The 26,896-nt window shown below is 63.1% G+C and carries 28 protein-coding genes; 13 read left to right on the top strand and 15 right to left on the bottom strand.

Annotated features, from left to right (window positions below; all coding sequences use genetic code 11):
* Position 1 precedes the first annotated feature (1 nt).
* Positions 2 to 1,684, top strand: a complete 1,683-nt coding sequence (locus ACFT1A_RS02845) for a purine-cytosine permease family protein (protein ID WP_378445743.1) — start codon at positions 2 to 4, stop codon at positions 1,682 to 1,684.
* 55 nt (positions 1,685 to 1,739) lie between these two features.
* Here the strand turns inward: ACFT1A_RS02845 and ACFT1A_RS02840 are convergent, their stop codons facing one another.
* On the bottom strand, positions 1,740 to 3,131 hold the full coding sequence (locus ACFT1A_RS02840) for an MFS transporter (protein ID WP_378445742.1): 1,392 nt from the start codon (positions 3,129 to 3,131) through the stop codon (positions 1,740 to 1,742).
* Positions 3,132 to 3,305: 174 nt separating this feature from the next.
* Between ACFT1A_RS02840 and nhaA the strand changes: the two genes are divergently transcribed.
* Genes nhaA through ACFT1A_RS02825 form a run of 3 tightly spaced genes read left to right on the top strand, consistent with a single transcriptional unit; the run spans position 3,306 to position 6,100 of the window.
* Positions 3,306 to 4,640 carry a Na+/H+ antiporter NhaA gene (gene nhaA / locus ACFT1A_RS02835; RefSeq protein WP_378445741.1) on the top strand — a complete coding sequence of 445 codons (1,335 nt, stop codon included), beginning with the start codon at positions 3,306 to 3,308 and terminating at the stop codon, positions 4,638 to 4,640.
* The gene (locus tag ACFT1A_RS02830) at positions 4,637 to 5,146 is read left to right on the top strand and encodes a phage holin family protein (protein ID WP_230816512.1); all 510 of its coding nucleotides are present in this window, start codon (positions 4,637 to 4,639) and stop codon (positions 5,144 to 5,146) included. The genes nhaA and ACFT1A_RS02830 overlap by 4 nt, the downstream gene beginning before the upstream one ends.
* A gap of 15 nt (positions 5,147 to 5,161) precedes the next feature.
* Positions 5,162 to 6,100: an alpha/beta fold hydrolase gene (locus ACFT1A_RS02825; protein ID WP_378445740.1), complete on the top strand. Its 939-nt coding sequence runs from the start codon at positions 5,162 to 5,164 to the stop codon at positions 6,098 to 6,100.
* Positions 6,101 to 6,103: 3 nt separating this feature from the next.
* Here ACFT1A_RS02825 and ACFT1A_RS02820 read toward each other — a convergent pair whose 3' ends face one another.
* The 4 genes from ACFT1A_RS02820 to nth are packed head-to-tail and all read right to left on the bottom strand — an operon-like array spanning position 6,104 to position 9,452.
* A complete protein-coding gene (locus tag ACFT1A_RS02820) occupies positions 6,104 to 7,294 on the bottom strand; it encodes a MarP family serine protease (protein WP_283306660.1) in 1,191 nt (396 codons plus the stop codon).
* Positions 7,291 to 8,010 carry an NUDIX hydrolase gene (locus ACFT1A_RS02815; RefSeq protein ID WP_378445739.1) on the bottom strand — a complete coding sequence of 240 codons (720 nt, stop codon included), beginning with the start codon at positions 8,008 to 8,010 and terminating at the stop codon, positions 7,291 to 7,293. The genes ACFT1A_RS02820 and ACFT1A_RS02815 overlap by 4 nt, the downstream gene beginning before the upstream one ends.
* Entirely contained in the window at positions 8,007 to 8,660 is a 654-nt protein-coding gene (locus tag ACFT1A_RS02810) for a TlpA family protein disulfide reductase (protein WP_378445738.1), read from the bottom strand. The genes ACFT1A_RS02815 and ACFT1A_RS02810 overlap by 4 nt, the downstream gene beginning before the upstream one ends.
* Before the next feature lie 6 nt (positions 8,661 to 8,666).
* Positions 8,667 to 9,452 carry an endonuclease III gene (nth, locus tag ACFT1A_RS02805; protein ID WP_378445737.1) on the bottom strand — a complete coding sequence of 262 codons (786 nt, stop codon included), beginning with the start codon at positions 9,450 to 9,452 and terminating at the stop codon, positions 8,667 to 8,669.
* Positions 9,453 to 9,532: 80 nt separating this feature from the next.
* Between nth and ACFT1A_RS02800 the strand changes: the two genes are divergently transcribed.
* The 6 genes from ACFT1A_RS02800 (at position 9,533) to ACFT1A_RS02775 (ending at position 14,269) form a co-directional block, all read left to right on the top strand.
* Positions 9,533 to 9,805 (top strand): hypothetical protein, encoded by a 273-nt coding sequence (locus tag ACFT1A_RS02800; RefSeq protein WP_019746620.1) that lies wholly within the window; start codon positions 9,533 to 9,535, stop codon positions 9,803 to 9,805.
* A 255-nt stretch (positions 9,806 to 10,060) separates the two neighbouring features.
* On the top strand, positions 10,061 to 10,735 hold the full coding sequence (locus tag ACFT1A_RS02795; RefSeq protein ID WP_003943506.1) for a Crp/Fnr family transcriptional regulator: 675 nt from the start codon (positions 10,061 to 10,063) through the stop codon (positions 10,733 to 10,735).
* A gap of 129 nt (positions 10,736 to 10,864) precedes the next feature.
* Positions 10,865 to 11,335, top strand: coding sequence for a DUF1348 family protein (locus ACFT1A_RS02790; RefSeq protein WP_378445736.1), 471 nt, complete (start codon positions 10,865 to 10,867; stop codon positions 11,333 to 11,335).
* Positions 11,336 to 11,350: 15 nt separating this feature from the next.
* Entirely contained in the window at positions 11,351 to 11,911 is a 561-nt protein-coding gene (locus ACFT1A_RS02785; protein WP_378445735.1) for a TetR/AcrR family transcriptional regulator, read from the top strand.
* A gap of 85 nt (positions 11,912 to 11,996) precedes the next feature.
* Positions 11,997 to 13,292: a carboxylesterase family protein gene (locus ACFT1A_RS02780; RefSeq protein WP_378445734.1), complete on the top strand. Its 1,296-nt coding sequence runs from the start codon at positions 11,997 to 11,999 to the stop codon at positions 13,290 to 13,292.
* A gap of 50 nt (positions 13,293 to 13,342) precedes the next feature.
* On the top strand, positions 13,343 to 14,269 hold the full coding sequence (locus ACFT1A_RS02775) for a LysR substrate-binding domain-containing protein (RefSeq protein WP_230816521.1): 927 nt from the start codon (positions 13,343 to 13,345) through the stop codon (positions 14,267 to 14,269).
* 57 nt (positions 14,270 to 14,326) lie between these two features.
* Here ACFT1A_RS02775 and ACFT1A_RS02770 read toward each other — a convergent pair whose 3' ends face one another.
* The 9 genes from ACFT1A_RS02770 to ACFT1A_RS02730 all read right to left on the bottom strand — a co-directional run bounded on the left by ACFT1A_RS02770 (position 14,327) and on the right by ACFT1A_RS02730 (position 21,651).
* Positions 14,327 to 15,685 carry an MFS transporter gene (locus ACFT1A_RS02770; protein ID WP_378445733.1) on the bottom strand — a complete coding sequence of 453 codons (1,359 nt, stop codon included), beginning with the start codon at positions 15,683 to 15,685 and terminating at the stop codon, positions 14,327 to 14,329.
* A gap of 184 nt (positions 15,686 to 15,869) precedes the next feature.
* Positions 15,870 to 16,865, bottom strand: a complete 996-nt coding sequence (locus tag ACFT1A_RS02765) for an amidohydrolase family protein (protein ID WP_235171169.1) — start codon at positions 16,863 to 16,865, stop codon at positions 15,870 to 15,872.
* Between the two features lie 3 nt (positions 16,866 to 16,868).
* Positions 16,869 to 17,390 (bottom strand): 3-hydroxyanthranilate 3,4-dioxygenase, encoded by a 522-nt coding sequence (locus ACFT1A_RS02760; protein ID WP_003943511.1) that lies wholly within the window; start codon positions 17,388 to 17,390, stop codon positions 16,869 to 16,871.
* Positions 17,387 to 17,839 carry a RidA family protein gene (locus ACFT1A_RS02755; RefSeq protein ID WP_378445732.1) on the bottom strand — a complete coding sequence of 151 codons (453 nt, stop codon included), beginning with the start codon at positions 17,837 to 17,839 and terminating at the stop codon, positions 17,387 to 17,389. The genes ACFT1A_RS02760 and ACFT1A_RS02755 overlap by 4 nt, the downstream gene beginning before the upstream one ends.
* Positions 17,836 to 18,609, bottom strand: coding sequence for a 2-keto-4-pentenoate hydratase (locus ACFT1A_RS02750; RefSeq protein WP_378445731.1), 774 nt, complete (start codon positions 18,607 to 18,609; stop codon positions 17,836 to 17,838). Before ACFT1A_RS02750 ends, ACFT1A_RS02755 begins: the two co-directional genes overlap by 4 nt.
* A 42-nt stretch (positions 18,610 to 18,651) precedes the next feature.
* Positions 18,652 to 20,127, bottom strand: a complete 1,476-nt coding sequence (locus tag ACFT1A_RS02745) for a 2-hydroxymuconic semialdehyde dehydrogenase (protein WP_378445730.1) — start codon at positions 20,125 to 20,127, stop codon at positions 18,652 to 18,654.
* A gap of 98 nt (positions 20,128 to 20,225) precedes the next feature.
* A complete protein-coding gene (locus ACFT1A_RS02740) occupies positions 20,226 to 21,011 on the bottom strand; it encodes an MBL fold metallo-hydrolase (RefSeq protein WP_378445729.1) in 786 nt (261 codons plus the stop codon).
* Positions 21,011 to 21,481 carry a RidA family protein gene (locus ACFT1A_RS02735; RefSeq protein ID WP_003943508.1) on the bottom strand — a complete coding sequence of 157 codons (471 nt, stop codon included), beginning with the start codon at positions 21,479 to 21,481 and terminating at the stop codon, positions 21,011 to 21,013. The genes ACFT1A_RS02740 and ACFT1A_RS02735 overlap by 1 nt, the downstream gene beginning before the upstream one ends.
* A gap of 5 nt (positions 21,482 to 21,486) precedes the next feature.
* The gene (locus ACFT1A_RS02730; RefSeq protein WP_003943454.1) at positions 21,487 to 21,651 is read right to left on the bottom strand and encodes a hypothetical protein; all 165 of its coding nucleotides are present in this window, start codon (positions 21,649 to 21,651) and stop codon (positions 21,487 to 21,489) included.
* Between the two features lie 53 nt (positions 21,652 to 21,704).
* On the opposite strand from ACFT1A_RS02730, the gene ACFT1A_RS02725 reads away from it, so the two are divergent.
* Together ACFT1A_RS02725 and ACFT1A_RS02720 are read left to right on the top strand one after the other, a co-directional pair.
* Positions 21,705 to 22,718, top strand: coding sequence for an ArsA-related P-loop ATPase (locus ACFT1A_RS02725; RefSeq protein WP_317553458.1), 1,014 nt, complete (start codon positions 21,705 to 21,707; stop codon positions 22,716 to 22,718).
* A complete protein-coding gene (locus ACFT1A_RS02720) occupies positions 22,718 to 23,896 on the top strand; it encodes an ArsA family ATPase (protein ID WP_029254327.1) in 1,179 nt (392 codons plus the stop codon). The genes ACFT1A_RS02725 and ACFT1A_RS02720 overlap by 1 nt, the downstream gene beginning before the upstream one ends.
* Positions 23,897 to 23,914: 18 nt before the next feature.
* On the opposite strand, the gene ACFT1A_RS02715 is transcribed toward ACFT1A_RS02720, so the two are convergent.
* A complete protein-coding gene (locus tag ACFT1A_RS02715; RefSeq protein ID WP_007732375.1) occupies positions 23,915 to 24,238 on the bottom strand; it encodes a WhiB family transcriptional regulator in 324 nt (107 codons plus the stop codon).
* A 291-nt stretch (positions 24,239 to 24,529) separates the two neighbouring features.
* On the opposite strand from ACFT1A_RS02715, the gene ACFT1A_RS02710 reads away from it, so the two are divergent.
* Positions 24,530 to 26,890: a penicillin-binding protein gene (locus ACFT1A_RS02710; protein ID WP_378445777.1), complete on the top strand. Its 2,361-nt coding sequence runs from the start codon at positions 24,530 to 24,532 to the stop codon at positions 26,888 to 26,890.
* The last annotated feature ends 6 nt before the right edge of the window (positions 26,891 to 26,896 follow it).

The raw sequence follows: 26,896 nt of genomic DNA, 5'->3' as shown, positions 1-26,896 counted from the left end.
CATGACAGCAGTAAACGAGCAGGTGTCCGCAGTCGCGCCGGACAGCGCGAATCCCGGCCAGAACACCGCGCTGAAGGAGACGCTGGAGGACTACACCCTCCGTTTTGCGCCGCGCAGCTACCGCAAATGGGGAACCGGGGTCGTCGCGACGTCCGCACTCGGCGGAATCGCATATCTCGCAGACTTCTCGATCGGCGCCAACATCGGCATCTCGTACGGCACCGGTAACGCGCTTCTGGGCATCGCAGTGTTTGCCGTCGTCATCATGGCCACGGGTTTCCCACTCGCCTACTACGCTGCGCGATACAACATCGACCTCGATTTGATCACGCGCGGAAGCGGTTTCGGATACTACGGCTCGGTTGTCACCAACGTCATCTTCGCGACGTTCACGTTCATCTTCTTCGCCCTCGAGGGTTCCATCATGGCCCAGGGTTTGAAACTGGGGCTCGGAATCCCACTCTCGATCGGGTACGCGGTCTCGACGCTGATGGTCATCCCACTGGTCATCTACGGAATGAAGGCTCTGGCAAAGCTCCAGGTGTGGACGACGCCCTTGTGGCTCGTCATGATGGTGCTGCCGTTCCTGTATCTGCTGTTCAAGCACCCTGATTCGGTGAGCGCGTTCTTCGCCTTCGGCGGCGAGGACGGCGCAAACGGCAAGGGCGTCAACTTCGGTTCGGTGATGTTGGCCGCGGGTGTCTGCCTGTCGCTGATCGCGCAGATCGCCGAGCAGATCGACTACTTGCGCTTCATGCCGCCCAAGACGCCGGAGAACACCCGTCGTTGGTGGGCTGCAGTTATTCTCGCCGGCCCCGGCTGGGTCATCTTCGGTGCGTTCAAGCAGATCGTCGGACTGTTCCTCGCCGTGTACATCATCGCGAACGTCGTCGACGGCTCCTCGATCGCCAACCAACCCGTGCACCAGTTCCTCGAGATCTACCAGGACATGATGCCGCACTGGCTCGCCATGACACTGGCCGTGATCCTCGTGGTCATCAGCCAGATCAAGATCAACGTCACCAACGCGTACTCCGGGTCACTGGCCTGGACCAACTCGTTCACCCGCGTCACCAAGACCTACCCGGGGCGCATGGTCTTCGTTCTGGTCAACCTGGCGATTGCACTGATCTTGATGGAAGCCAACATGTTCGACTTCCTCAACACGATCCTCGGGTTCTACGCCAACTGCGGTATCGCCTGGGTCGTGGTCGTCGCCTCGGACATCGCGATCAACAAGTACTGGTTGAAGCTCTCCCCGAAGGTCCCCGAGTTCCGACGCGGGATGCTCTACGACGTCAATCCCGTCGGCTTCGTGTCGATGCTGCTGGCTGCGGGAGTGTCGATCCTGGTGTTCTTCGGCGCTTTCGGTTCGGCGATCAAGCCATTCTCCCCGATCGTCGCCATCGTCATCGCACTGGTGATGCCGCCGGTCCTGGCCGTCGCCACCAAGGGCAAGTACTACCTACGACGCACTGACGACGGCATCGATCTACCGATGTTCGACGAGTACGGAAACCCCTCCGGCGAAACGCTTTTGTGCTGCGTCAGCGGAATCGAGTTCGAGCGTCCCGACATGCTCGCGTCCAACGTTCCCGGTCCGAACGGCGAGAAGCAGTACATCAGTTCCTTGGCATTGAGCACCGACAAGACCGGTGAGCACGTCCTGCCTGCTCAGCCCTGACAACTGCTGTGCGCCTTTATTAACCGCCGGGGGTTAATAAAGGCGCACAGCAGGGTTATGCCCCTATATCATCCAGCGACTCACCCTTCGTCTCACGCATGACCAGCAGCGCAACAAACGTCAGTGTCGCCGCTACGAGGAGGTAGATGCCGACCCAGCCGACGCCGTAGTTCTTCGCGAGGTAGACGGCGATGAACGGCGCCACCGCAGCGCCCAGAATGCTGGCGGTGTTGTACGCGATTCCCGAGCCCGTATAACGGACGTTGGTCGGGAAGAGTTCCGGGAGAACGGCACTCATCGGACCGAAGGTCAGGCCCATGAGCAGCATGCCCACGATGAGGAACGCCAACATGCGGCCGTCGTTCATTCCGTCCGGTTCGAGGAAGACCCCGAAGGTCAAGCCGAACACCATGATAAGGCCGGTGATGATCAGCAGCGTGATCCGGCGCCCGTAACGGTCGGCGAGCCAACCCGAGACCGGCACGGCGGCAGCGAAGAACACGACTGCGATCAGCTGCAGGACAAGGAAATCGGTGTATTTGAAGCCCGCACCGGTTCCGCCGTCGGCCGCCGTCTTGCCGGTTCCGTGACTGAGCACCCAGGTGGTCATGATGTAGAAGAGCGTGTACGTCGCGAGCATCACGAACGTACCGATGATCAGCTGGTGCCAGCTGGTCTTGAACACCTCGGCGACCGGGGTCTTGACCTTCTCGCCGCGTTCGACTGCGCGCGCGAACACCGGGGTTTCTTCGAGCTTGAGCCGGACGTACAGGCCGATCATCACCATGATTGCGCTGAGCAGGAACGGAATTCGCCAACCCCAGCTCAGGAACGCACCCTCGAGGTCCGGGCTGGAATTGTCGTGGTTCATGAACAGCGTGATGATCAGGAACAGGCCGTTGGCCATGAAGAAGCCGATCGGGGCACCGAGTTGTGGCCACATCGCCGCCCAGGCCCGCTTGCCTTCCTTGGCTGTCTCGGTAGCGAGTAGGGCAGCACCCGACCATTCACCGCCGAGTCCGAGACCTTGGCAGAAACGCATGAGCGCCAACAACGCCGGGGCCAGCAGACCGATCTGGTGATAGGTGGGCAGCAGACCGATGAGGAAGGTCGCGATGCCCATCGTCAGCAGCGAGCCGACCAGGGTTGCCTTGCGTCCGACGCGGTCACCGAAGTGTCCGAAGAGGATCGAGCCGAGGGGGCGGGCGACAAACGCGAGTCCGAACGTCGCCAACGACGCGAGAAGCGCGGTGGTGTCGTTGCCCTTCGGGAAGAACAGGTGTGGGAACACCGATACTGCCGCGGTTGCATAGATGTAGAAGTCGTAGAACTCGATGGACGTACCCACCATGCTGGCAACCACGATTCGGCTGCGTGGCACTCCGGCGACGGTATCTACTCCACCGTCCTCGGGCTTGGGTGGGTTCTCACTGACTGACGTGCTCAAAGCATGCTCCTGCGCCGATTTTCGGAAGATGTCCAATTGGTGGGATGCTGTCCCAATCAGTAGGAATTGAACACCCGCGGGGTTTTCCTGCGCAAATCCGACTCCGCGAATTCGGCTCAGCGGGCAATCCGCGATAAAATTCCGTAAAGGTGAGCCGGGAAGTCTGGTCGGCACGTGCATTCGATGCGTCACAACGTCGAGCACGTTCATGTCTGTTGCATCCGAATTCGGTTGCACGAACAAAGGTCGTCCCCACGCGTGATCTCCACTCTGCGTTCCGAACTGTCCCGCTATCTCCGCACCGAAACGGTGGGCGGATCGATACTTCTGATCGCCGCTGCCGTCGCTCTCATCTGGGTGAACTCACCTTTCGGTGAGAGCTACATCGCACTACGCGATTTCCAGATCGGCCCGTCCGCACTCCATCTCGACCTCAGCCTGGGCACGTGGGCGCAAGACGGACTGCTTGCCGTCTTCTTCTTCGTCGCCGGCCTCGAGCTCAAACGCGAACTGGTGGTCGGCGAACTCGCGGACCGTAAAGCCGCGATGCTGCCGATCATCGCGGCGTGCGGCGGCGTCCTGGTCCCGGCGATCATCGCGGCGTCCATCGGCTTCGGCACGCCCGGCATGGACAAGGGCTGGGCCATTCCCGTCGCGACGGACATCGCGTTTGCCCTCGGCGTGCTCGCGCTCACCGGCTCGAAGATCCCGGCGAGCGCCCGAGTTTTCCTGCTCAGCCTGGCCGTCGTCGACGATCTGCTCGCCATCATCCTCATCGCCGTGCTGTTCACCGGTTCCCTCGCGATGCTGTGGCTGCTGACCGCGGCCGCCGCCCTGGCTGCCTACGCCTACGCCCAACACAAACGCATCACGACGCCGTTCCTCTACGTCCCGCTGGCACTACTTACCTGGTACGCGATGCACGAAGCGGGGATACACGCCACACTCGCCGGCGTCGCGCTCGGCCTACTCACCCGGGTCAGGCGTGATCCGGACGAGGAGTACGCGCCGGGCAGCCGTCTCGAGCACCGCATTCAGCCGTACTCCGCAGGCTTCTGCGTCCCCGTCTTCGCACTGTTCGCCTCCGGTGTTCCGATCAACGCCGCGGTGCTCGGCGACATTTTCACCGACCCAGTGGGGCAATCGGTTGTCGTCGGTCTGCTGGTCGGCAAAACCGTCGGAATCTTCGGGATTTCCCTGCTCGCGATCAAATTGGGGATCGCAACCAAACCCAAGACACTGGAATTGAGAGACATGTTTGCCCTCTCAGTTCTCGGTGGCATCGGGTTCACCGTTAGCCTGCTTGTAGCAGACCTCGCATTGGACGGGGTCGGCGATGGCAGCGAGGCCGAGATAGCGAAGGCCGCAGTTCTCGTGACATCGTTGGTGGCATCGCTGATCGGATCAGCGCTGCTGTGGCGACGTGGACGGGTTCATGCGGCTCGAGACGACGCTTCCACCGCCATTGCCACGGACGCGAGAGAACTACCTGGAGAGGTCGACAAGTGAGCTTGACCAACGGAGAGAGCCAGCGCTTCACCGGAGATGGAGTACCGAACACGGTCTCTTCCATCCCTCTCACCGATGTGGACGCCCGCACGCCGGGCGAGGCCACCATCGGGGCCCTCGTCAAGGATGCGACCGCACAGGTCTCCACCCTCGTGCGCGCCGAGGTTGAACTCGCCAAGGCCGAGGTCACGGGCGAGGTCAAGAAGGGCCTGCAGGGCAGTGTCTTCTTCATCCTGGCCTTCACAGTTCTGCTGTTCAGCTCGTTCTTCTTCTTTTTCTTCCTGGCCGAGATGCTCGACACCTGGGTGCCGCGCTGGCTGGCGTTCCTCATCGTCTTCCTGATCATGGTGGTGACCACCGCGATTCTGGCGCTGCTCGGCTATCTACGCGTGCGCAAGCTGCGGGCTCCGGAGAAGACGATCGAATCGCTCAAGCAGGCCAGGAACGTCATCCCCGGCAGCCATGACGACGCAAAGCCGTCCGTCGATTTCAACGCGCGCCGGTAGCGAGTCTGATCGAAAGTGGCAGCCCCAGATCCATCCACCGTCAGGTTCGACGGCCCCTGGATTCACCGGGACATTCACGCCAACGGCATCCGGTTTCACGTCGTCGAGGTAGGCGACGCGGAGCCGGATGCTCCGTTGGTGGTCCTGTTGCACGGATTCGCCGATTTCTGGTGGTCCTGGCGCCATCAGCTGACGGCGCTGTCCGAGCAGGGCTTCCGCGTCGTCGCGATGGATCTTCGTGGGTACGGCGATTCCGACAAGCCGCCTCGCGGCTACGACGGTTGGACGCTCGCCGGTGACGTAGCCGGCCTCATTCGCGCGATGGGTTACGGCAAGGCCACGCTGATCGGTCATGCCGACGGAGGTCTGGTGTGCTGGGCGACCGCCCTCCTGCATCCACGCTTGGTGCGGTCGATCGCGCTTGTCTCGTCACCTCACCCGATGGCGCTCAAGCAAGCCGTCGTCCGCGACCCCTATCAGCGGCGGGCACTGTTGCCTTCGTTCCTGGCCTACCAGGTACCGCTGCGCCCGGAGCGACGGCTGACGGCCGACAAGGGCGCCGAGGTGGAGCGCCTCGTTCGCTCGAGGTCCGGCCCCACCTGGCCGCAGCAACCCGAGTTCGCGGACGTCATGAGCAAGATGCGATCCGCGATCCGGATCCCGGGTGTCGCGCATTCCACCTTGGAGTACCAGCGCTGGGCCTTCCGCAGCCAGCTCCGCCCCGAAGGGCGTCGCTTCATGAAGTTGATGGATCAGGTGCTTCGCATCCCGATCCTCCAGATCCACGGCGAACTGGACCCGTACGTCCTGACTCGCACCGTGCGCCGCGACAGGCACTGGGCACCTACCGAGAAACTCCACACCATCGCAGGCGTCGGCCATTACGCACATCAGGAAGCCCCGGAGCGCGTCAACAGCACGCTCCTGCACTTCCTGACCGACGAGCCTTCCTGACCGCTACAGAATGCAGGCGCCGGTCGGCACGGGCGTCGAGGCCGACGCGGCCGCGTTCAACTGACGCGAGACTTCCTGCGCGGTGAGGACGAATCCGGTGTCACTGTCGTCGACGGCAGCGCCGAACACGACGCCGAGGACCCGTCCCTGATCGTCGACCATCGGTCCACCCGAGTTGCCCTGCCTGATGGATCCGCGAACGGTGTAGACCTCGCGCTGGGTGGTTCCGGCCTTGTAGATGTCCGGCCCGTTCAGGTTCAGAACCTCACGAACGCGGGCTGCGCTGGCCGTGTACGGGCCACCGCCTGGGTAGCCGAGCACCAACGCGTTGTCACCGGTCTGAGCCTGCTCCGGAGCAAACGGCAGCACCGGCGCATCCAATCCGGGAACCGCCAGAATTGCGATGTCGACGGCGGAGTCGAAGAGAACCACCTGCGCGGGCAGTGCGCCCTCCATGGTGTCCACCGTGATGCTCTCGGTTCCGGCGACCACGTGGGCGTTGGTCATGACGCGTTCGGGGGCGACGATGAATCCGGAGCCCTCGAGTGCGCGCTGGCAACTCGGTGCGACGCCGTTGATGCGGAGGACGCTCGGACGCAACTGCGCCGCCAACGGACTGGCCAGAACGCTCGCGTCGGGTGCTTCGACCTCGGTGATGGGAGTGCGCCCGAACGGGCCGATGACATCCGGCAGACCGGAGGTGTCGAGCAACGCCGAAAACTCGGTCGGGATGCGGCGCAGCCACTGCGGGGCCACTTCGTCGACACTGGCGAGTACATCCGAACCACGAACAGCGGCGGCAATATTCGGCTGCGACGAAGAAGTGAGCGGAATCGCAAGCAACCATGCCGCGACCACGACGGCCACCGCCTGTAGACCCGCACCGATGACGCTGTCGACGGATCTCGCCGTCGGACTGTGCATTCCGCTGCGCGCTGCGCGTCCGAGCACCATGCCGGCGACCTCGCCGATGATGACCAACACCACGATCAGCGAGATGCCCGCGAGGATGCGCAGTTTGCCTTCGGTGACGTGCACGAGCAGGTGCGGCGCCAACAGAATTCCGGCCACGGCACCGAGGATCACTCCGACAAACGCCAGCGCCGACGCCACCGCGCCCTGACGCCATCCGGACGTGGCCGCGATGAGGGCGACCAGAACGATGGCGATGTCCACCCAACGAGAACCTGTCATCGCGGTACCGCCGAATCCTCGACACCTTCACCGAACTCGGACAGCGCTGTGTCCAGGTCTCTCACGTCCTCGTAGTTCCACGGAATCTCCCAGCCGGACACCGTGAACAGCGCCGCAAGGATTCCTGCTGTGAACCCCCAGACCAGCATGCCGTCGGCGCGGAACGCCGGGCCCTGGTATCCGAGGGGATGGCGAACCTGAAACCGGTTGTCCGGGTCGAGCAACGTACGCAGTGGCACCCTGGCCACCCGTCCGACCTCGCCCTCGTCCTGAATGCCCACCGTCGTCGGCTGCTCCCAGTAGCCGAGCACCGGCGTCACGTCGAAACCTGACGGCGGGATGAAGATCTCCGGCAGCACGGTGAGCGGCTGGACACCGCTCGGATCGAGTCCGGTCTCCTCCTGCGCTTCACGCAGCGCCGTGCCGATGGGACCGTCGTCGCCGGGGTCGGCTGCGCCGCCGGGGAATGCGACCTGTCCGCTGTGCTGACGCATCGTCGACGCCCGCTGGGTCAGCAAGACGTCTGCGCCATCAGGCAAGCCGCCGACGGCCAGAGGATCGGCCTCACGCGGGCCGCCGAAGAGCACCAGCACCGCGGCCGGACGCGTCACGGTGCCGCGCGGGGCACGACGCTCGAGGACCGGGTTGATCCGGTGGGGATCGGTGGGCTGTGTGCCGGCGACAGCACGCAACCACTCGGGAACCGGTGTACTCATACGACGACTCCCAGATATTGCGCCGCAGCGGCGGCGATTTCGTCCGCACTGCGGAAAGGTTGGGGCAAGACCTTGGCGACTGTTCCATCCGCGCGCACGAGCACCGAGACCGGCAGCACCGGCGGTGCGCCCACCGCGATCCGCACCTTGCCGTCACCGTCCTGGACGCCGGGCAAACGCACGGAGTAGTCGATGAGTCGCGTCAAAGCGTTCTCCTGATTCGGATCGGAATGCACCGTCAGAACGTTGATGCTGCCGTTTGCACGCTCCGCGAATTCCTGAAGGTACGGAAGCTCTTCGGCGCACGGCGCACACCAGTACGCCCACAGATTGAGCAGAGTCGGCTTTCCGCCCACCGCTGCGGCAAGGTCGACGGGCGCTCCGTCGGAGACGCAGTCGAGGGTGATTCCGGCGAGAGCCGAGCCGACAGGCGCTTCGCCGGTCGGAGTCGGGCAAGGGGCCAGAGCCGCCTGGCTACGGAGTTGATCGAGCGATTCCGACGACGGCGTGAACGTCGGCGGCTGATACGCGGACGAGGACGGACCCGTCGACGTAGGCGTCGTGTCGTCTCCCCCGCGGGGCCAGATCGCCACGACGAGAGCGGCGACGACCACGAGCGCAGCGAGAGACCATCTTCCGGCACTTGTCATCGGCGATCACAACCCTGTCAGGGCGAGCAGGTGGTCGGTCTCGGGGCCTTTCACCAGGGCCGCGGCCTCGGTTTTGTCGGTCGGGCCGAGACCGTACGACGGGCAGTCCTTGGCCAGAACGCACACTCCGCACGCCGGCTTGCGCGCGTGGCAAACCCGTCGGCCGTGGAAGATCACGCGATGTGAAAGCAGCGTCCATTCCTTACGTTCGATCAGTGCCCCGACGGCGTGTTCCACTTTGACGGCGTCTTCTTCCTCGGTCCATTTCCACCGCCGCACGAGCCGGCCGAAGTGGGTGTCAACGGTGATTCCCGGAATGTCGAAGGCATTGCCCAGCACGACGTTCGCGGTCTTGCGTCCGATGCCGGGGAGTTTCACCAGATCTTCGAGCTTGTTCGGGACCTGACCGTCGTGGCGTTCGAGTAGCGCCTGACCTAGTCCGATCAACGACGTCGTCTTGTTCCGGTAGAAGCCGGTGGAGCGGATGTACTCCTCGAGTTCGGTCCGATCGGCTTCCGCGTATGCCTTGGCGTCGGGATAACGCGCGAACAGTGCGGGCGTGACCATGTTGACGCGGACGTCGGTGCACTGCGCCGACAGGATTGTCGCTACTGCCAACTCCAACGGTGTCGTGAAGTCGAGTTCGCAATACACGTGCGGAAATGCCACGGCGAGCTCACGATTCATCCGACGCGCCCGGCGCACCAATCCGAGGTGTGATTCTTCTTTCCGCGCACCCCCCGAACGCGGTTTCTTCCGCTGCTCTGAACTGCCTGTCGGGGTGGTCTGCACTCAGACAACTGTACGGATACGACATGAGTGGAGACTCCGTCGTGTCGATTCTGAGACCTTCGACGTGTTTACTTCCCCCTATGCAAGGACTCGCAGTAATTCTCTTTCCGCTACTGCTGATGCTCTTTGCCCTGGCGATGGAACGAGTCGAAGGGCGATTGCGTCGGCTCTCGGTTCAAGAGCACGAAGTAGAAGACTTCCTCGATCAGGCAAGTCACGACGACGTCGCCCGCCTGGCAAGCGATGGGTTTCCCCATGCTTTCGCTCGCTTCCACCGGAAGCGGAAGGGCCGTCAGTCGGAGGCACCCGAAAGCGCCAGCCTGGGCGAAATCCGGACACAACGGGCAAGTTGACGGCCATACAAAGTAGTCATCACGGCGGATTCCGGAAGAATTTTCGGCTCTTACGTGGCATCAATCACTCGTCGCGAGCTATCGGGACGTAGACTTCGATGCCGTACCTGTTGCATTGAACACAGATTGCATTGGACACAGTGTCTCACTCATGAGGGCTGAGCCTGTGTACGACGGTTTGTGCGCAGCGCGGGTACAAAGATAGATAGCGCAAAAATGACACCACAAACGAACAAATCCCAACAAGGAGCGCACGTGGACGACGTCCTGGCAAGAGCCGGCATCTTCCAAGGAGTCGAGCCCTCAGCGGTAGCGGCGCTGACAAAGCAGCTGCAGCCCGTCGACTTCCCCCGTGGACATGTCATCTTCAACGAAGGTGAGCCCGGTGACCGCCTGTACATCATCGTGTCCGGCAAGGTGAAGATCGGTCGACGCTCACCCGACGGTCGCGAGAACCTGCTGACGATCATGGGCCCGTCCGACATGTTCGGCGAACTGTCCATCTTCGACCCCGGCCCCCGCACCTCGACGGCTACGACCGTCACCGAGGTTCGGGCCGTGAGCATGGACCGCGACGCGCTCAAGGCATGGATCCAGCAGCGCCCCGAGATCGCCGAGCAGCTGCTGCGCGTTCTCGCCCGCCGACTGCGTCGTACCAACAACACCCTGGCCGACCTGATCTTCACGGACGTTCCCGGCCGTGTCGCCAAGGCGCTCCTCCAGCTCGCGCAGCGCTTCGGCACTCAGGAAGGTGGCGCCCTGCGCGTCACCCACGACCTCACGCAGGAAGAGATCGCCCAGCTCGTCGGCGCTTCCCGCGAGACCGTCAACAAGGCACTCGCCGATTTCGCACACCGCGGATGGCTTCGCCTCGAAGGCAAGAGCGTCCTGATCTCGGATTCCGAGCGTCTGGCCCGTCGCGCACGCTAGTTCTTCCTGTACTACTTTTTCGGCCGCTCCCACTTCGGTGGGGGCGGCCGAAGTCGTTCCCTGGACTCTTGTTGTACCTATCGGTAAAGTCTGTACCGATAGGTACACGTCTATTGGAGAGGCCGCACCATGACCGTCCGAGCACCAATTCCGCCCTTCACCCACGAAACCGCCACCCAGAAGGTTCGACTTGCCGAGGACGGTTGGAACTCGCGCGATCCACAGAAGGTATCGCTGGCATACACGCCGGACAGTTGGTGGCGTAATCGGTCGACGTTCGTCACCGGCCGATCCGAAATCGTCGAACTTCTGACCGCAAAATGGAAGCGTGAACTGGACTACCGGTTGATCAAAGAGTTGTGGGCGCACAGCGACGACCGCATCGCCGTGCGATTCGCGTACGAGTGGCACGATCACGACGGGCAGTGGTTCCGCTCCTACGGCAACGAGAACTGGGAATTCGACGCCGACGGCCTCATGCACCACCGTCATGCCAGCATCAACGACGTCCCCATCGCGGAGTCCGAGCGAAAGTTCTTCTGGGATTCGACCGGAGCACGCCCGCACGATCATCCGGGCCTGAGCGAGCTGGGTCTGTGATGAAAGAATGAGCACATGGCCAGACAGGTAGCTGAACGCTCGGACACGATCCCCGCGCTCGCGAACGTGTTTCGAACCTACGGGTTCGACGGAGCGAGCCTGGCCGTCATCACCGAACACACCGGTTTGGGCAAAGGCAGTCTCTACAACTTCTTTCCGCGGGGAAAGGAAGAGATGGCCGAGGCGGTGCTCGACGAGATCGACGGATGGTTTCGCACCGAGGTCTTCGAACCGCTTCGAGCGGAGTCGGTTCCACCGAGGCAGCGCGTCCAGAGCATGTTCGCCACCGTGGGCGACTACTTTCGATCAGGACAACGTATTTGCCTGTTCGGCGCATTTGCACTCGGTGAAGAACGAAACCGCTTCGGCGCCAAGGTGCGAACCTACTTCGACGAATGGACCGTCGCTCTCGAGGCGGCACTCGCCGGCACCGAAAATTCCACCGGGCTTGCCGAAGAAGCCGTGGCCGGGATCCAAGGCGCGATCGTGATGTCGCGAGCACTGGGCGACGACGCCGTGTACACACGAGTGACGACGCGACTCGAAGATCGACTGGTCCAAGCCCTCTCGCCGTAACGCATACCGCACGACCACAAAGGCATTTGTGCCGCGGCATCGACCTGGCATGCTCGAAAAGGCATGCACAAGAAGAAAGGAACCCATGCCCTCGTCCGAGACGGTGATCGCATCCACAACTTCGGGGAAGGTCCGCGGCCGCAAGCGCGACGGGTCCTACTACTTCGGTGCGATTCCCTACGCCCGCGCACAGCGTTTCGAGAAACCGCGGCCAGTGGAACCGTTCTCCGACGTCTTCGACGCCACAGCTCTCGGAACGGTGTTCCCCCAACCACCTTCACGTCTCGAACGGATCATGGGACCGCCGCTCCCCGAGCCGGAACAGAGCGAGGACAGCTTCACCGTCACCGTCACAACCCCCTCGCTGACCGGTCGCCGCCCAGTTCTGGTCTGGCTGCACGGCGGCGGCTACTCCAGTGGCGGGGGCTCCCTCCCCTGGTACGACGGCCACGCTTTGTCAGCCGAAGGCGACGTCGTCGTGGTGTCGGTCAACTATCGCGTCGGCGTGCTCGGATACCTTCTCCTCGACGGCGTCAGCGAAGGCAATCTCGGAGTCCACGATCAGATCGCAGCGCTCGAGTGGGTGCGCGAGAACATCGAGGGCTTCGGCGGCAACCCAGATTCGGTCACCGTATTCGGCCAGTCTGCCGGCGCTCATTCCATTGTGAATCTGTTGAGCAGTAACAACTCTCGAACTCTGTTCCATCGAGCAATTCTGCAGAGCACCCCACGACCGGACCTCAACTTCACGCAGGCTGCGGCAATCGAGAACGGCGAGACGTTTGCCCGACTGCTCGACGGAGATCCTCGAACCGCGCCGCTCCCCCGTGTGCTCGACGCATTCCGCGGCACGGCAATCGAGTTCAGCCAACGGTCCCCCAATGTCGTTCAACCGCCATTTGCGCCGATTTCCGGGCTTGAACCGGTGACCCGAACTTTCGAGGCAGCGCCGGACGTCATCGTGGGCTACACCCGCGACGAGGGATCCGCGTTCCTGCGCAACGTGGTGGGCGCACCCGATCCCGAACGTGTCGCCGAAGAAGCACTGACACAGAACATGTTTGCCGAACCAGCGATGGCGCTGGCCGACGCCTTCACCGAAGCCGGTGCGTCGGTGTACACGTATCGCTTCGACTGGACACCGTCCGACGACGTCTTCGGAGCCACCCACTGCATCGAACTGCCCTTCGTGTTGGGAACCGAGCAGTCCTGGCAGGGCTCTCCGATGCTGGGCAGCAGCGACTGGCCGAGCATCGACGCACTGGGCCGTCGTGTGCGCAGGCACTGGACGTCGTTTGCGCACACGGGAAGTCCGCACAGCAGCGAATCGTGGGAGAAGTACACAACGGCGGCCCAACCGATCGGAATCACCTTCTCCTGAGCAACTTCGGGCGCCTACCCACCAGGAGAAATCCCGACTAGGATTGCTCCATGGACATGCCCAAGCTCCTCGACGGGCGACTCAAACTCCGCCATCTCCTGCTCGTCGACGCATTGAGCCGTCAGGGCAGCGTGGTCGGCGCCGCTGCCGCACTTCACATCACGCAACCCGTCGCGACCCGCAGTCTGCACGACATCGAGTCCATTCTCGGTGTCTCGCTCTTCGACCGCGGCCCACGCGGAATCACCCCGACCATTTTCGGTGAGGCATTCACCACTCATGCTCGGGCCGTGATCGCGCAGCTGACCGAAGCGGGGCGGCACGTCGTCGAGCTTGCCGACGCCAATCGCGGAACCGTCATCGTGGGAACACATCTCGCCGGATCCAACGTGCTGCTTCCCGGCGCCATCGCGCGACTGAAGGTCCAGCACCCCCTGCTCACCGTCATCGTTCGCGAAGGCACACCCGAGCAGTTGCTCACCGATCTGGAAGCGGGCCGGATCGACCTGATCGTCGGCCGACTCACCTCACCTACCGACGACACCGCGATCAGGCGAAACCTCTACGCGGAGTCGGTTGAACTCGTCACCCGCGTGGATCATCCACTCGCCCATCGCGAGGACATCCAACTCGAAGAACTGCGCGGCTTCCCCTGGATCCTGCCGGGCGTCGAGACAGTGCTCCGCCGCGAACTCGAGGAGTTCTTCGCCCGCAACGGCCTGCCGTTGCCCGAAAATCGCGTCGAGGCAACCTCTTTCCTCACCGTGCGTCAGCTGCTGGTCGAGACCGACATGATCGCGGTACTACCGAGTCTCATCCCCCGCGACGACGCACGTTTGACCACCCTGTCCATCACTCTCGACCCGATCGGGCACAGCGTCGGCATCACCTCGTCGGCGACTCGAACGTCGAGCCCGTCCGCGCAGGCGTTGATCGCGACGCTGAAGTCCTTTGCAGACGAGCTCATGCGACCGTGAAACGCAGATCGGCCCGCTCCCTCGCAGGGAGCGGGCCGATTCAAAACAATCTCGCACTCAGGCGTTTTCGGAGACGCGAATCTCTTCGTTCTCCAAGCCCCGCGACGAATCGGGGACAAGCTTGAACAGTGCGATGGCGCCGACCAGGCTGATCGTGCATATCGAGGCGAGGTACCAGGTGACGCCCACCGAAGACCCGGTGGCGTCCAGCAGTGCGGTGGCGATCATCGGCGCCAGTCCGCCGCCGAGAATCGCACCACTCTGAAGGATCAGAGACGAACCGGAGTAGCGGACCTTGGCCGGGAACGTGTCGGCGATGATACTGCCCTGAACGCAATGGGTGACCGGCACGATCAGACCCATACCCAGGAACGCGATGACAGCGATCACTTTGTTCTCGGTGTTCAGTAGCGGGAAGAACACGATGCACCACAACAGGATTGCGGCCGATCCGCCGATGAACATGTGTCGACGCCCGTACTTGTCGGCGATCTTGGTCCAGAACGGTATGGAGAGGAACCAGAGGACAGCCGCCGCAGTCACGCTGAGCACGAGGAACTGCTTGTCGTAGCCCAGATGTTGAGTTCCGTACGACAGAGTGAACACCATGAAGGCGTACGCCACGGCGGAGTTCGCCAAGCACGCGGCCAGCGTCAGCGACAGACGCGGGAAGCCGACCTTGAGCGATTCACGCAGCGGGAAACGGACTATTTCGCCCTTCTCCATGATCCCGGCGAATGACGGTGACTCGGTGACGCGCAAGCGAATCACCAGACCGATCGCCACCAGAACGAAGCTGAGCAGGAACGGGATTCGCCATCCCCACGAGGCAAACGCGGAGTCCGACATCACGGCATTGGTCGTGAGGAAGATGCCGTTGGCCAGAACAAGTCCGGCCGGTGTGCCCATCTGCGGGAAACCTGCGTACAGATTCTTCTGCCCGGCCGGTGCATGCTCCATCGACATAAGCGTCGCGCCGGCGCCTTCACCGCCCAGACCGATGCCCTGAACGACGCGCATGGCCACCAGAAGGACAGGCGCCCAGAATCCGATGGAGTCGTAGTTCGGGATGAGGCCGATGAGTGTGGAACCGACGCCCATCATCACCAGGGAGACCACAAGTGTGGCCTTGCGCCCGATCCGGTCGCCGAAGTGCCCGAACACGAGTCCGCCCACCGGTCGCGCGATGAATCCGACGGCGAAGGTGCTGAAGGCAGCCAGCGTGCCGGCAGTGGGGCTCAGGCTCGGGAAGAATTGTTTGTTGAAGATCAGCGCGGCAGCTGTGCCGTAGAGGAAGAAGTCGTACCATTCGAGAGTTGTGCCGGCCAGAGTTGCCATGGCAACTCGGCTACGGGCAGCTTTCTCCGGCAACGGCTTTCCGTCACTCGTTGTGCTGTTGGATATCTTGTCTGACATCGCGGAACCTATCGATTGGATGGGGCAGGCGGACGATGAAATCTGTAGTCACCGACCCCGTCTTCGGGATTGTCGGCATCACGAGCGTCGTCGATCGTTGTGTTTGGAATTGTGCTCGCTCGAGACATGACTCACAAATGCCGAATTCACCGTCCGCCATACCGGAAAGGGTATAGCCGGGGTCTCAGACGAGACCCAGGAAACGTTCGGCATTCCCCCGCGAGATCAGTTGGCGCGCAGTATCGTCCAAGAACTCACTCTTGCGAACCACCTCACCGACCGGACGCTCCCCCAAGGGGTACGGGTAATCACTACCCACCATCACACGGTCCACCCCCACCGTGTCCACCAGCAGTCGCAGCGCACGCTCGTCGAAGACGACGGAATCCACGTAAAACCTTCCCAGGTAATGCGACGGTGGGAACTCCGACGTACCGATGATGTCGTTGCGGCCGTGCCAGGCGTTTTCCATTCGCCCCAACCAGAACGCGAAAGATCCACCACCGTGCGCAAATCCGATCTTGAGACGATCGTCGATCTTGTCGAACACACCACCGAGAATCAGCGCGAGTATCGACAGATGCGTTTCGGCCGGCATCGCGGTGAGCCACTGCGCCATCCAGCGATCGAGGCGCGGTGAGTTGGCCATGTCCCACGGGTGCACGAATACCGGCACGTCCAGCGACGCACAGTGCTGCAGGAACGTCACCACGCCTTCGCTGTCGAGGTCCAGATCGCCGACATGATTGCCGATCTCGACACCGCGGTGCCCGTTCGCGATGCACCGCTCGAGCTCACGGCACGCGGCGTCGGTGTCTTGCAAAGGCACCTGGCAGAACGGAATCAACCGATCCTTCGCCGGCTCCACGATCTCGAGAGCGAGGTCGTTGAAGATCCGTGCAATGCGACTTGCCTGCTCGCCGCTCCGGCCGTAGTTGAAGAACGCCGGAGTGGGCGAGACGACCTGCGTCTGCACGCCGTCGGCATCCATGTCCCGAAGCCGCACCTCGGCGTCCCAGGCATCGGACTGGATGCGGCGGAACTCCTTGGTGCCCATCATGATCATGGCTTCGGTTTCCGACTCGACCTTCAGCCACGGTGCCTGCGGTCCCGCGTCTTCGGTCAGATCCGGCCACCCGTTGGGCACGTAGTGGGTGTGGATGTCGATCAGGTTGCTCATCGCTCAGCCCTTGCCGGGATGGAGCGTGCCGCACTTGTCACACGTGCGGGCTTCTTCGCTCTCGTAGAACTTGACGAACACCGGCGGCAGGTCGGCCACGATGTCACGCACCTGAAGTTCGACCTCGTGAATCTTGTGATCGCATTCGAGGCAGTACCACTGGAACTTCTCGAGCGTGCCTTCCTTGCGGACTCGTTCGATGACCAGGCCGATCGAACCCGCGGTGGGACGCTGCGGCGAATGCGGAATGTCTCCCGGCAGCAACCAGGTTTCGCCCTCGCGAATGTCGACGCGCTGAGGACCGTCCTCGGTCATGACGTTGACGTGGATGTCGCCTTCGAGCTGGTAGAACCACTCCTCGTACGGATCGAGGTGGTAGTCGGTCCGCTGGTTGGGGCCGCCGACGACCTGCACGATGAAGTCGTCTCCCAGCGCCATCGTCTGATTGTTGACGGGCGGCTGCAGGAGGTGGCGGTTGTCGTCGATCCACTTCTTGAAGTCGATGACGGGAGGAATCGTGGTCATGATGCATTCTCCGTATCTTCGGACGCTGAGCGCTTGGCGGCGGGCACGTACGCCACGCCGGAAATTTCGATGAGCAGGTGCGGGTGGGGCAGTTGGTGAACAGCCACAGTCGTTCTCGTCGGACCGTTTTCGTCGAACAGTTCGGCATACACCTCGTTGTATCCACCGAAGTCGTTCATCGACACCAGGTACGAGGTGACCTGAACCAGATCACTCAGTTCTCCGCCCACTTCGGCAAGGATCGCCGCGATGTTCTCGATGACGGCACGGGTCTGCGCCCGAATGTCGAGCGCCGTGGTCCCCATCTCGTCGACCTCGACGCCGACAAACGTGTTGTCGGGCCGACGCGAACTGGTGCCGGAGACGTAGACGAAGTCGCCAACCACCTTGACGTGCGGGAACTTTCCACGCGGCTTCGCCAGCTTGTCGATGACCTGCGCCCCACTCATCGCTTCACACCTTTCACCGTGACGGTTCCGAGGCCGTCGATGCTGCACTGCGCGACGCCCTCGTCGAGTCGCACAGCTGCTGTGGCGGCGCCGGCCAGAATTACCTGCCCAGCGCGCAACGGAATTCGGCGTCGGCGAGCGATGTCGAGCAGTGCGTGCAGAGCTCGCACCGGGTCGCCGAGAATGGCTGCCGTGGTACCGACTACCGTCTCACCGCCGACTTCCATACGCACGGAACGGTCCTCGACGTTCTGCAGCGGCAGCCAACGCCCGATCACGTACCCGGCGGCACTGGTGTTGTCAGCGACGACGTCGGTGTAAGTGAAGCGGAAGTCGCGGTAGCGCGAGTCGATGATTTCCATTGCGGGAGCCAGTGCGTCGACGCAGGTTTCGATGTCGACGTTCGGATCGTCGAGATCGACGTCCTTCGACAGGCGGTATGCCACTTCGGGTTCGATCTTGGGATGAATGAACGTCGTCAGGTCGACTTCGCCGCCGTTGCTCACGCACATCGCGTCGGTCAACTGACCGACGATCACCTCGGAGACACCCATCTGCGCCATCTTCGCTTTGCTGGTGAAGCCGAGCTTGATGCCCACGATCGATTCACCACGGCTGGTGCGTCGTTCGAGGAGTTCGTTCTGGATCCGGTAGGCCTCGTCGATGTCGATGGTGTGATCGTCGGCGAGGCTGGGGGTGTCGGTGCGACTCTGCGCAGCGTCGTCGAGGCGACGGGCGAGCGCGGATACGGTGTCTTCTGGGGCTGTCATCACGCCTCGCTCATTTCTGGAGAACTTTTGCGGTTTCGATGTTCACAGTTGCACACACACGTTTGTCGGTTCGGTGTAGAAGTGCAGTGAGGACTCGCCGCCCTCACGTCCGATGCCGGACAGGCCCATGCCGCCGAAGGGAGATCGCAGCTCACGGGTGAACCACGTGTTGACCCAGGAGATTCCGACGTTCATCTTCTGCGCGACGCGGTGTCCGCGGCGCAGGTCGTTGGTCCACACGGAGGCAGCCAGGCCGTACTCGGTGTCATTTGCCAGGGCGATCGCTTCGGCTTCGGTGTCGAACGGAATAAGTGCTGCGACGGGTCCGAATATCTCCTCTCGCACGGCGCGATCCTTGTTGGTCAAGCCCGTCCACAAGGTGGGTTCGATCCAGGATCCGCCCGACAGTTCCTGTCCGAGATCCGGAATACCGCCGCCGGTCAGCACTTTCGCGCCTTCCTGCTCGGCGATCTCGAAGTAGTCGAGTACCTTCTTCCGGTGCGCCTGCGAGATGAGCGGACCGGTCGTCGTCGCAGCGAGCGACGGGTCGCCCAGCCGCAATCCTGCTGCCCGCTCGACGAGTCCACCGGCAATGTCGTCGAAAATGCTGCGGTGCACGTACACACGCTCGGTGCACAGGCAGACCTGGCCGGTGTTGGTGAACACCGACTTGGTCAGACCCGTCAGCGCCTCGTCGATGTCGACGTCGTCGAACACGATCGCGGCATTCTTGCCGCCGAGTTCGAACGAGACCGGACGAACCCGCGGGGCAACGGTTTTCATGACATGGGAACCGGTTGCCGAAGATCCGGTGAAGGTGACGCCGTCGATACCGGGGTGCGTGGTGAGGAACTCGCCGGCCGAGTTCGCGCCGAATCCATGGACGACGTTGTAGACGCCGGCGGGCAGGCCGACCTCTTCGAGCACCTCCGCCAGCAACGACGCAGTCGCCGGGGTCTCCTCGGAAGGTTTGACCACCACGGAGTTTCCGCACGCGAGCGCGGGCGCAACCTTCCAGGTCAGGAGAAGCAGCGGCAGGTTCCACGGAACGATGACGGCGACCACGCCGAGCGGCTTGCGGATCGCGTAGTTCAGCGCCTGCTTGCCACCCGCGAGATCGGTGACAAACGATTCCTGTCCCGCCGCGGCGACGATGTCGGCGAAGGTGCGGAAGTTCGTCAGGGCACGCGCGACGTCGAGTTCGCGTGCCTGCGTGATCGGCTTACCGGTGTCTGCCATTTCTGCGGCGACGAACTCTTCGAATCGTTCCTCGATCCGGTCGGCGGCCCGCCTCAGCAGAGCCGTCCGCTCTCGAACCGGCGTATCGGCCCAACCGTTGTCCAGAGCGCGCCTGGCAGAGGTCACGGCCCGATCGACCAGGGCCTTGTCGGCCTCGTGGACCCGGGCGAGAACACGGCCCGTTGCGGGGTCAACCTGATCGAAGCTCGACGACTCGTCGGGTTCGACATAGGAGCCGTCCACGTAATTGCGGATCCATCCGTCGCATTGTGAGGTCATGGACTAACTATTGGCCCGTGACCCATATCAAACAAATGCAAAAACTGCCGCCAGCTATACCTCGATCGGCATAGGTGGCGGCAGTTCGGCCAGACAGCTCAGCGGCGCAGATACGCCAACTGCACGTTGACGGATTTTTCCGCCACCGGCCACAGTTTCGGGTCCACGTCGGAGTAGACGTGTTCGACAACGTCGCGAACCGTCGCCGACTCCCCCAACGTCGACAGAGCAGTCCGCACCTGATCCAGACGCTCCTCGCGGTGAGCCAGGTACTGCTGTGAAATCGCCTGCAGATCGGGCAGGTCAGGACCGTGCCCGGGCAGAACCGTCAATCCTTCGCCGAGCGCGGCCAGCGACCGCAGCGAGGTGAGGTAATCCCCCAGATCGCCGTCGGAATCGTCGAGAACTGCCGTGCCGCGGCCGAGAATGGTGTCGCCCGTCAGCACGCTCGCATCGTTCTCGATGACGATCGACACCGAGTCAGCGGTGTGCCCCGGAGTCGCGAGGATCCGCAACTTCAGGCCCGCAACCTCGATCACTTCACCGTCGACAAGCGCCGAAGCGCCCCCACGCAGAAATGTGGGGTCGACGGAACGCACTGGAGCCGAAGTCAATTCGTGGAAACGGTCCACCCCGCCGGTGTGGTCGTAGTGCCGGTGCGTGATCAAGGTCAGCGCTACCGGACCCACACCAGCGACCCGTCGCAGGTGTTCCTCGTCGTTGTCGCCTGGATCGACGACAACACACTCGACGCTGCCGGGAGCATGCAGAATCCAGGTGTTCGTACCGTCCAGCGTCATCATGCCCGGATTGTTCTCGAGCAAGACCGACGCGATGTCGGTGACGCGGCGAAGCTGCGCGTAGGCGGGATGGACCGTCGACATCAGCGAACTTCGACGATCAGTTCCACCTCGACGGGTGAACCGAGGGGAAGTTCTGCCACACCCACAGCCGAACGAGCGTGGATGCCGGCGTCGCCGAGAACCTCGCCGAGGAATTCGGATGCGCCGTTGATCACGCCGGGCTGACCGGTGAATCCTTCGGCGGATGCCACGAAGCCGACGACCTTCACGACGCGGACGACGTTGTCGATGCCGACCAGTGCGTCGATGGCAGCGAGGGCGTTGAGCGCGCAGGTACGTGCCGCGGCCTTGGCGTCCTCATCCGACACGCCCGCGCCGAGCTTGCCGGTCAGCGCCAACTTTCCGTCGACGAACGGGAGCTGACCCGACGTGTACACATGGTTGCCGCTGCGAACCGCGGGAACGTACGCAGCGACGGGTGCCGCGACGGCGGGGAGCGCGATGCCCAGTTCAGCGAGACGCTCCGACCAGGTCTGTGTTGCCTCTGCCATGTGATTCAGCCCTTCGGACGCTTCATGTACGCGACGTGCTGCTCGCCCGACGCGCTCGGCAGGACTGCGACGAGTTCCCAGCCGTCGACACCCCAGTTGTCGAGAATTGCCTTCGGATTGTGGACCAGCAACGGAGTCACGGTGTATTCCCAGGAAGTTATTTCGCTCATGCGCTGAGCCTATCCCGCGTACATCTTCGGCCCCAGACTTATAGGCTCGCGGTGTGGTTGCATCCCAAGATGAGCTGAGCAGGACCTGGCCCGAGTCTGCGACGAAGGCCCGCCTGCACTTTGTGTCAGGTAAAGGCGGTACCGGTAAGTCCACGGTTGCCGCCGCGTTGGCGCTCGCGTTGGCCGAAGGCGGCAAGCGCGTTCTCCTCGTGGAGGTCGAGGGCCGTCAGGGAATCGCGCAGCTCTTCGACGTACCGCCGCTTCCGCCGCAGGAGACCAAGGTCGCGGCCGCCGAAGGTGGCGGTGAAGTGATGGCTCTCGCCGTCGACATCGAGACCGCGTTCCTCGAATACCTCGAGATGTTCTACAACCTCGGCTTCGCCGGCCGGGCAATGCGTAAGTTCGGCGCCATCGAATTTGCCACGACCATTGCTCCCGGTCTTCGCGACGTTCTGCTCACCGGCAAGATCAAGGAGTGCGTCATCCGCACCGATCGAACCGGCAAGCGCGTGTACGACGCCGTTGTCGTCGACGCTCCCCCGACGGGACGAATCGGCAGCTTCCTCGACGTCACCAAGGCGATGGCCGATCTCGCCAAGGGCGGCCCGGTGCACTCACAGAGTGAAGGCGTCGTTCGCCTGCTGCACTCGCCGGAAACCGTCGTACATCTGGTTGCGCTGCTCGAAGCGCTGCCCGTTCAGGAAACTGCCGACGCCGCCGCAGAACTTGCGCGCAACGACCTCAACCTCGGTGCCATCATCGTCAATCGCGCCAGCCCGAGGTTCTTGCCCGAAGATCAACTCGCTGGTGCCGCGGCCGGCAATATCGACGCCGCTTCGATCCGGTCGACGCTCTCCGACGTCGGCATCGATCTGTCCGACGACGACTTCGCAGGCTTGCTCACCGAGACGATCGAACATGCTTCGGTGCTCGAAGCTCAAGAATCCAGCGCTGAGAAGCTCCGCGAGATCGACGGCGCGCGGGTGCAACTTCCCGCACTCGCCGACGGCGTTGATCTCGGTGGGCTCTACGAGCTGGCCGAATACCTCACGGAACAGGGCGTGTGATGACCGAGACCACCGAGAACGTGACGGTCGGCAGTTCCAGGACCGGCCGACGCGCAGCTCCTGCCCTCGATATTTCGGCGATCATCAAGGACCCGACGGCACGGATCGTGGTGTGTTGCGGCGCGGGTGGCGTCGGTAAGACCACAACGGCTGCGTCGCTGGCGTTGCGTGCGGCCGAAGAGGGCCGACGCGTAGTCGTCCTCACCATCGATCCGGCCCGTCGCCTCGCGCAGGCCTTGGGTGTAGCCGAACTCGACAACACTCCGCAGCCGGTGAAGCTGGGTCCCGAGGCCACGGGTGAACTGCACGCGATGATGCTGAACATGCGTCGGACTTTCGACGAGATGGTCATCGAGCATTCCAGCCCCGAGAAGGCCGAGCAGATCCTGGCGAATCCCTTCTACCAAACCGTTGCCACATCGTTCTCCGGAACGCAGGAGTACATGGCGATGGAGAAGTTGGGGCAGTTGGCGTCGAACGACGCGTGGGATCTGGTGATCGTCGATACCCCGCCGTCACGCAATGCCCTCGACTTCCTCGACGCTCCGCAGAGGCTCGGCACGTTCCTCGACGGACGGATGATCCGGTTGCTCTCAGCACCCGGCCGAGGCCTGACCCGGCTCGTGGCCGGCGCGATGGGGTTGGCGCTGAAGGGTGTCTCGACCATCGTGGGAAGCCAAATGCTGTCGGATGCATCGGCATTCGTGCAGTCACTCGACTCGATGTTCGGCGGTTTCCGCGAACGCGCGACGAAGACCTACGAGTTGCTACGTCAGCCGGGGACTCACTTCCTGGTGATCGCAGCGGCCGAACCCGACGCCCTCCGTGAAGCGGCATTCTTTGTCGATCGTCTTGCCGGCGACTCGATGCCGTTGGCCGGTTTGGTTCTCAACCGCACACACCCGACATTGACGGCCTTGCCTGCCGATCATGCGGTGACTGCCGCCGACAAACTGGAAGCGAAGGAAAGTGCGACCGAGGCCGAGGCCCTCACCGCAGCTGTTCTCCGTATCCATGCCCATCGGGCAGTGATCGCGAAGCGAGAAATCGCCTTGCTGAGCCGATTCACCGCAGCTCACCCGAGGGTGCCGCTGATCGGTGTTCCGTCGCTACCGTTCGAGGTCTCGGACCTCGAGGCGCTGCGTGCGGTGGGAGATCAGCTCACTCGAAAGGGCTGATCCCCCGATCGGCCGGGGTCAGACTGCTGAGTGATGCTGGCGCTGGTCTTCGAAGAACTCGGACCAGGAATCGACGTCGGGGTGCTGCTTGAGCAGTGCACGGCGCTGACGTTCCGTCATTCCGCCCCACACACCGAACTCGACGCGATTGTCGAGAGCGTCGGCTCCACACTGCATGAGTACCGGGCAGTGACGGCAGATGGTGGCCGCCTTGCGCTGCGCGGCGCCACGAACAAAAAGTTGGTCGGGGTCGACCTCGCGGCATCGTGCCTGAGTTACCCAGGCAATTCGTGCCTCGGCCTGCTCGATGTCCAAACGGCTACTCGGGGTGGCTGTGTACATTCTGGGTCCCCTCTACAAAGTCTGACCGTCGCCATGGGGCGAGCAGCGCACCATCTCAGCAGTCCCGCGGTAGCACGTGAAAGCTGAGACACATTCGTGATCGAGTGTTACGTCGATCACACTGATCACAATTTAGGTAAAGAACGGCCCTAACGCAAGACGGTCGGGGGCATTTTTTGGTACGGCAGTACAAAGCGCGTGTTCAGAAGGTTTTGAACACCCGCAAAACGCTGAAACCGGTTCCAATGGGTGGGCACACGTACTCTGTAGATCGTGTCGATTGCAAAAACAGTGGCGAAGCTCGCCGGAAGCTCCGCATTGGCGGGTGTCCTGGTCGCAGGGGTGATGTTCCCAGTGGCGGGCGGATTCGGATTCGCGTCCAACCGCGCTGCCGATACCGTCGACAACGTCTCGGCCGAACTGGTCGAAGGCACGGTCCCCGCGGTGTCCACCATGGTCGATTCCGCCGGCAACCCCATTGCCTGGCTCTACGACCAACGACGCTTCGAAGTCCCGAGCGAGAAGATCTCCAACAACATGAAGTTGGCGATCGTCTCCATCGAGGACCGACGGTTCCCCGATCACAAGGGCGTCGACTGGCAGGGAACGCTGCGCGCCTTCCTCACCAACACGACAACCGGTGAAGTGCAGCAGGGCGCGTCGACGCTCGATCAGCAGTATGTGAAGAACTACCAGCTGTTGGTCGTGGCCAAGACGGATGCCGAGCGTCGCGCTGCCATCGAGACCACCCCGGCCCGAAAGATCCGCGAGATCCGGATGGCATTGACACTGGACAAGGAACTCACGAAAGACGAGATCCTCACCCGATACCTGAACCTCGTCCCGTTCGGCAACGGATCCTTCGGCATTCAGGACGCGGCTCAGACCTACTTCGGCGTCGATGCCGCAGATCTGAGCGTTCCGCAGTCGGCAATGCTTGCCGGCATGGTTCAGTCCAGCTCCGCACTGAACCCCTACACGAACGTCGAAGGCGTCACCGAGCGTCGTAACACCGTGCTCGACACCATGATCACGAACATTCCGGATCGCGCCGACGAGTTCCGGGCTGCGAAGGAAGAGCCCCTCGGCGTCCTGGAAACTCCCAACAACTTGCCGCGCGGCTGCATCGCCGCAGGCGATCGTGGTTTCTTCTGCGACTACGCACTGAAGTACCTCTCGGACGCCGGGATCACCCGTGACCAGATCAACGACGGTGGGTACCTCATCAAGACCACTCTCGACCCGCAGGTGCAGGCATCAACCAAGGCCGGCCTGAATGCGAACGCGAGCGCCAACCTCGACGGCATCGCCAACGTCATGAACGTGATCAGGCCCGGTCAGGATTCACACAAGGTCATCGCGATGGCCAGTAGCCGCACGTACGGACTCAACGCGGACGCCGACGAAACCGTCCAGGCGCAGCCGTACTCACTGGCCGGCGACGGTGCGGGCTCCGTCTTCAAGATCTTCACGACGGCTGCGGCGATGGAAAAGGGTCTGGGCATCAACGCGACCCTCGACGTACCCAAGCGCTTCGAAGCCAAGGGCATGGGTAGCGGCGGCGCCGCAGGTTGCCCGGTCTCGACGTACTGCGTGGAGAACGCGGGCAACTACCCGCCGACGCTGTCCGTGACCGACGCGCTGGCTCAGTCCCCCAACACCGCTTTCGTCAAGCTCATCGAGGCAACCGGTGTCACGCCGACGGTCGACATGGCTGTCCGTCTCGGCATGCGCTCGTACGCCGATCCGAACACCTCGGGCTTCGACGAGCGCAGCATGGCCGACTTCCAGAAGGAACAGAACCTCGGTTCGTTCACCCTCGGCCCCACCTGGATCAACCCGCTCGAACTCTCCAACGTCGCAGCCACTCTCGCCTCGCACGGCAAGTGGTGCCCGCCGAGTCCCATCGATTCGGTCTTCGACCGCTACGGCAAGCCGGTGGCCGTCACCGAGCAGGGCTGTGAGCAGGTTGTCGAGCCCGGCTTGGCAGACACCCTCGCCAATGCCATGAGCCGCGACGACGTCGGCGCCGGTACGTCTGCCGGTGCCGCGAGCAGCGCCGGATGGAGCCTGCCGATGTCGGGCAAGACGGGTACCACCGAGACTCACAAGTCCTCGGCGTTCCTCGGCTTCACCAACAACCTCGCTGCTGCCGTCTACATCTTCGGCGACTCCCCGACGCCCGGCGAGATCTGCTCGAGCCCGCTGCGCCCCTGCTACAGCGGCAACCTGTACGGCGGTACCGAACCGGCGAGATCCTGGTTCGCGGCAATGAACCCGGTCGCCAACAACTTCGGGCCCACCTCGCTGCCCCCGATCGACGAAAAGTACGCACGGGGATCACAGAACGGCCAGGTTCCCGAGGTTGTCGGCCTGAGCCAGTCGGCCGCAACGTCCCGGCTTCAGGCATCCGGCTTCACCGTCAATTCCGTGACGACGGCATCCGGAGCGCGCGCGGGAACGGTCACCGGAGTTTCGCCGTCCGGGTCCGCAATCCCGGGTTCGACCGTCACGATTTACATCAGTGACGGTTCCGTAAGAGCTCCGGCTGCACCCGCATCCCCCGCGGCCCCGGCACCGGGCGCAACTCCCCCGGATGCGACTCCGCCCGGAGGTGAACCCGCACCGCCTGCGGGGACTCCGCCGAACTGACGGCCC

The organism is Rhodococcus sp. NPDC057135, from assembly GCF_042670865.1.
GTDB lineage: Bacteria > Actinomycetota > Actinomycetes > Mycobacteriales > Mycobacteriaceae > Rhodococcus_F.
The sequence above is the reverse complement of the archived record's forward strand: the minus strand, read 5'-3'. Positions and strand labels throughout refer to the sequence as shown.

What these genes read in the sequence shown, in the direction of transcription:
- ACFT1A_RS02750 (WP_378445731.1), bottom strand. Translation starts at nt 18,609, where the DNA reads ATGACAGCCCCAGAAGACACCGTATCCGCGCTCGCCCGTCGCCTCGAC.
- ACFT1A_RS02785 (WP_378445735.1), top strand. Translation starts at nt 11,351, where the DNA reads ATGGCCAGACAGGTAGCTGAACGCTCGGACACGATCCCCGCGCTCGCG.
- ACFT1A_RS02720 (WP_029254327.1), top strand. Translation starts at nt 22,718, where the DNA reads ATGACCGAGACCACCGAGAACGTGACGGTCGGCAGTTCCAGGACCGGC.
- ACFT1A_RS02820 (WP_283306660.1), bottom strand. Translation starts at nt 7,294, where the DNA reads ATGACAGGTTCTCGTTGGGTGGACATCGCCATCGTTCTGGTCGCCCTC.
- ACFT1A_RS02770 (WP_378445733.1), bottom strand. Translation starts at nt 15,685, where the DNA reads ATGTCAGACAAGATATCCAACAGCACAACGAGTGACGGAAAGCCGTTG.
- ACFT1A_RS02740 (WP_378445729.1), bottom strand. Translation starts at nt 21,011, where the DNA reads ATGTCGACGGTCCATCCCGCCTACGCGCAGCTTCGCCGCGTCACCGAC.
- ACFT1A_RS02760 (WP_003943511.1), bottom strand. Translation starts at nt 17,390, where the DNA reads ATGACCACGATTCCTCCCGTCATCGACTTCAAGAAGTGGATCGACGAC.
- ACFT1A_RS02810 (WP_378445738.1), bottom strand. Translation starts at nt 8,660, where the DNA reads ATGACAAGTGCCGGAAGATGGTCTCTCGCTGCGCTCGTGGTCGTCGCC.
- ACFT1A_RS02755 (WP_378445732.1), bottom strand. Translation starts at nt 17,839, where the DNA reads ATGAGTGGGGCGCAGGTCATCGACAAGCTGGCGAAGCCGCGTGGAAAG.
- ACFT1A_RS02730 (WP_003943454.1), bottom strand. Translation starts at nt 21,651, where the DNA reads ATGAGCGAAATAACTTCCTGGGAATACACCGTGACTCCGTTGCTGGTC.
- ACFT1A_RS02775 (WP_230816521.1), top strand. Translation starts at nt 13,343, where the DNA reads ATGGACATGCCCAAGCTCCTCGACGGGCGACTCAAACTCCGCCATCTC.
- ACFT1A_RS02765 (WP_235171169.1), bottom strand. Translation starts at nt 16,865, where the DNA reads ATGAGCAACCTGATCGACATCCACACCCACTACGTGCCCAACGGGTGG.
- ACFT1A_RS02815 (WP_378445739.1), bottom strand. Translation starts at nt 8,010, where the DNA reads ATGAGTACACCGGTTCCCGAGTGGTTGCGTGCTGTCGCCGGCACACAG.
- ACFT1A_RS02845 (WP_378445743.1), top strand. Translation starts at nt 2, where the DNA reads ATGACAGCAGTAAACGAGCAGGTGTCCGCAGTCGCGCCGGACAGCGCG.
- ACFT1A_RS02735 (WP_003943508.1), bottom strand. Translation starts at nt 21,481, where the DNA reads ATGGCAGAGGCAACACAGACCTGGTCGGAGCGTCTCGCTGAACTGGGC.
- ACFT1A_RS02800 (WP_019746620.1), top strand. Translation starts at nt 9,533, where the DNA reads ATGCAAGGACTCGCAGTAATTCTCTTTCCGCTACTGCTGATGCTCTTT.
- ACFT1A_RS02745 (WP_378445730.1), bottom strand. Translation starts at nt 20,127, where the DNA reads ATGACCTCACAATGCGACGGATGGATCCGCAATTACGTGGACGGCTCC.
- ACFT1A_RS02715 (WP_007732375.1), bottom strand. Translation starts at nt 24,238, where the DNA reads ATGTACACAGCCACCCCGAGTAGCCGTTTGGACATCGAGCAGGCCGAG.
- ACFT1A_RS02790 (WP_378445736.1), top strand. Translation starts at nt 10,865, where the DNA reads ATGACCGTCCGAGCACCAATTCCGCCCTTCACCCACGAAACCGCCACC.
- ACFT1A_RS02780 (WP_378445734.1), top strand. Translation starts at nt 11,997, where the DNA reads ATGCCCTCGTCCGAGACGGTGATCGCATCCACAACTTCGGGGAAGGTC.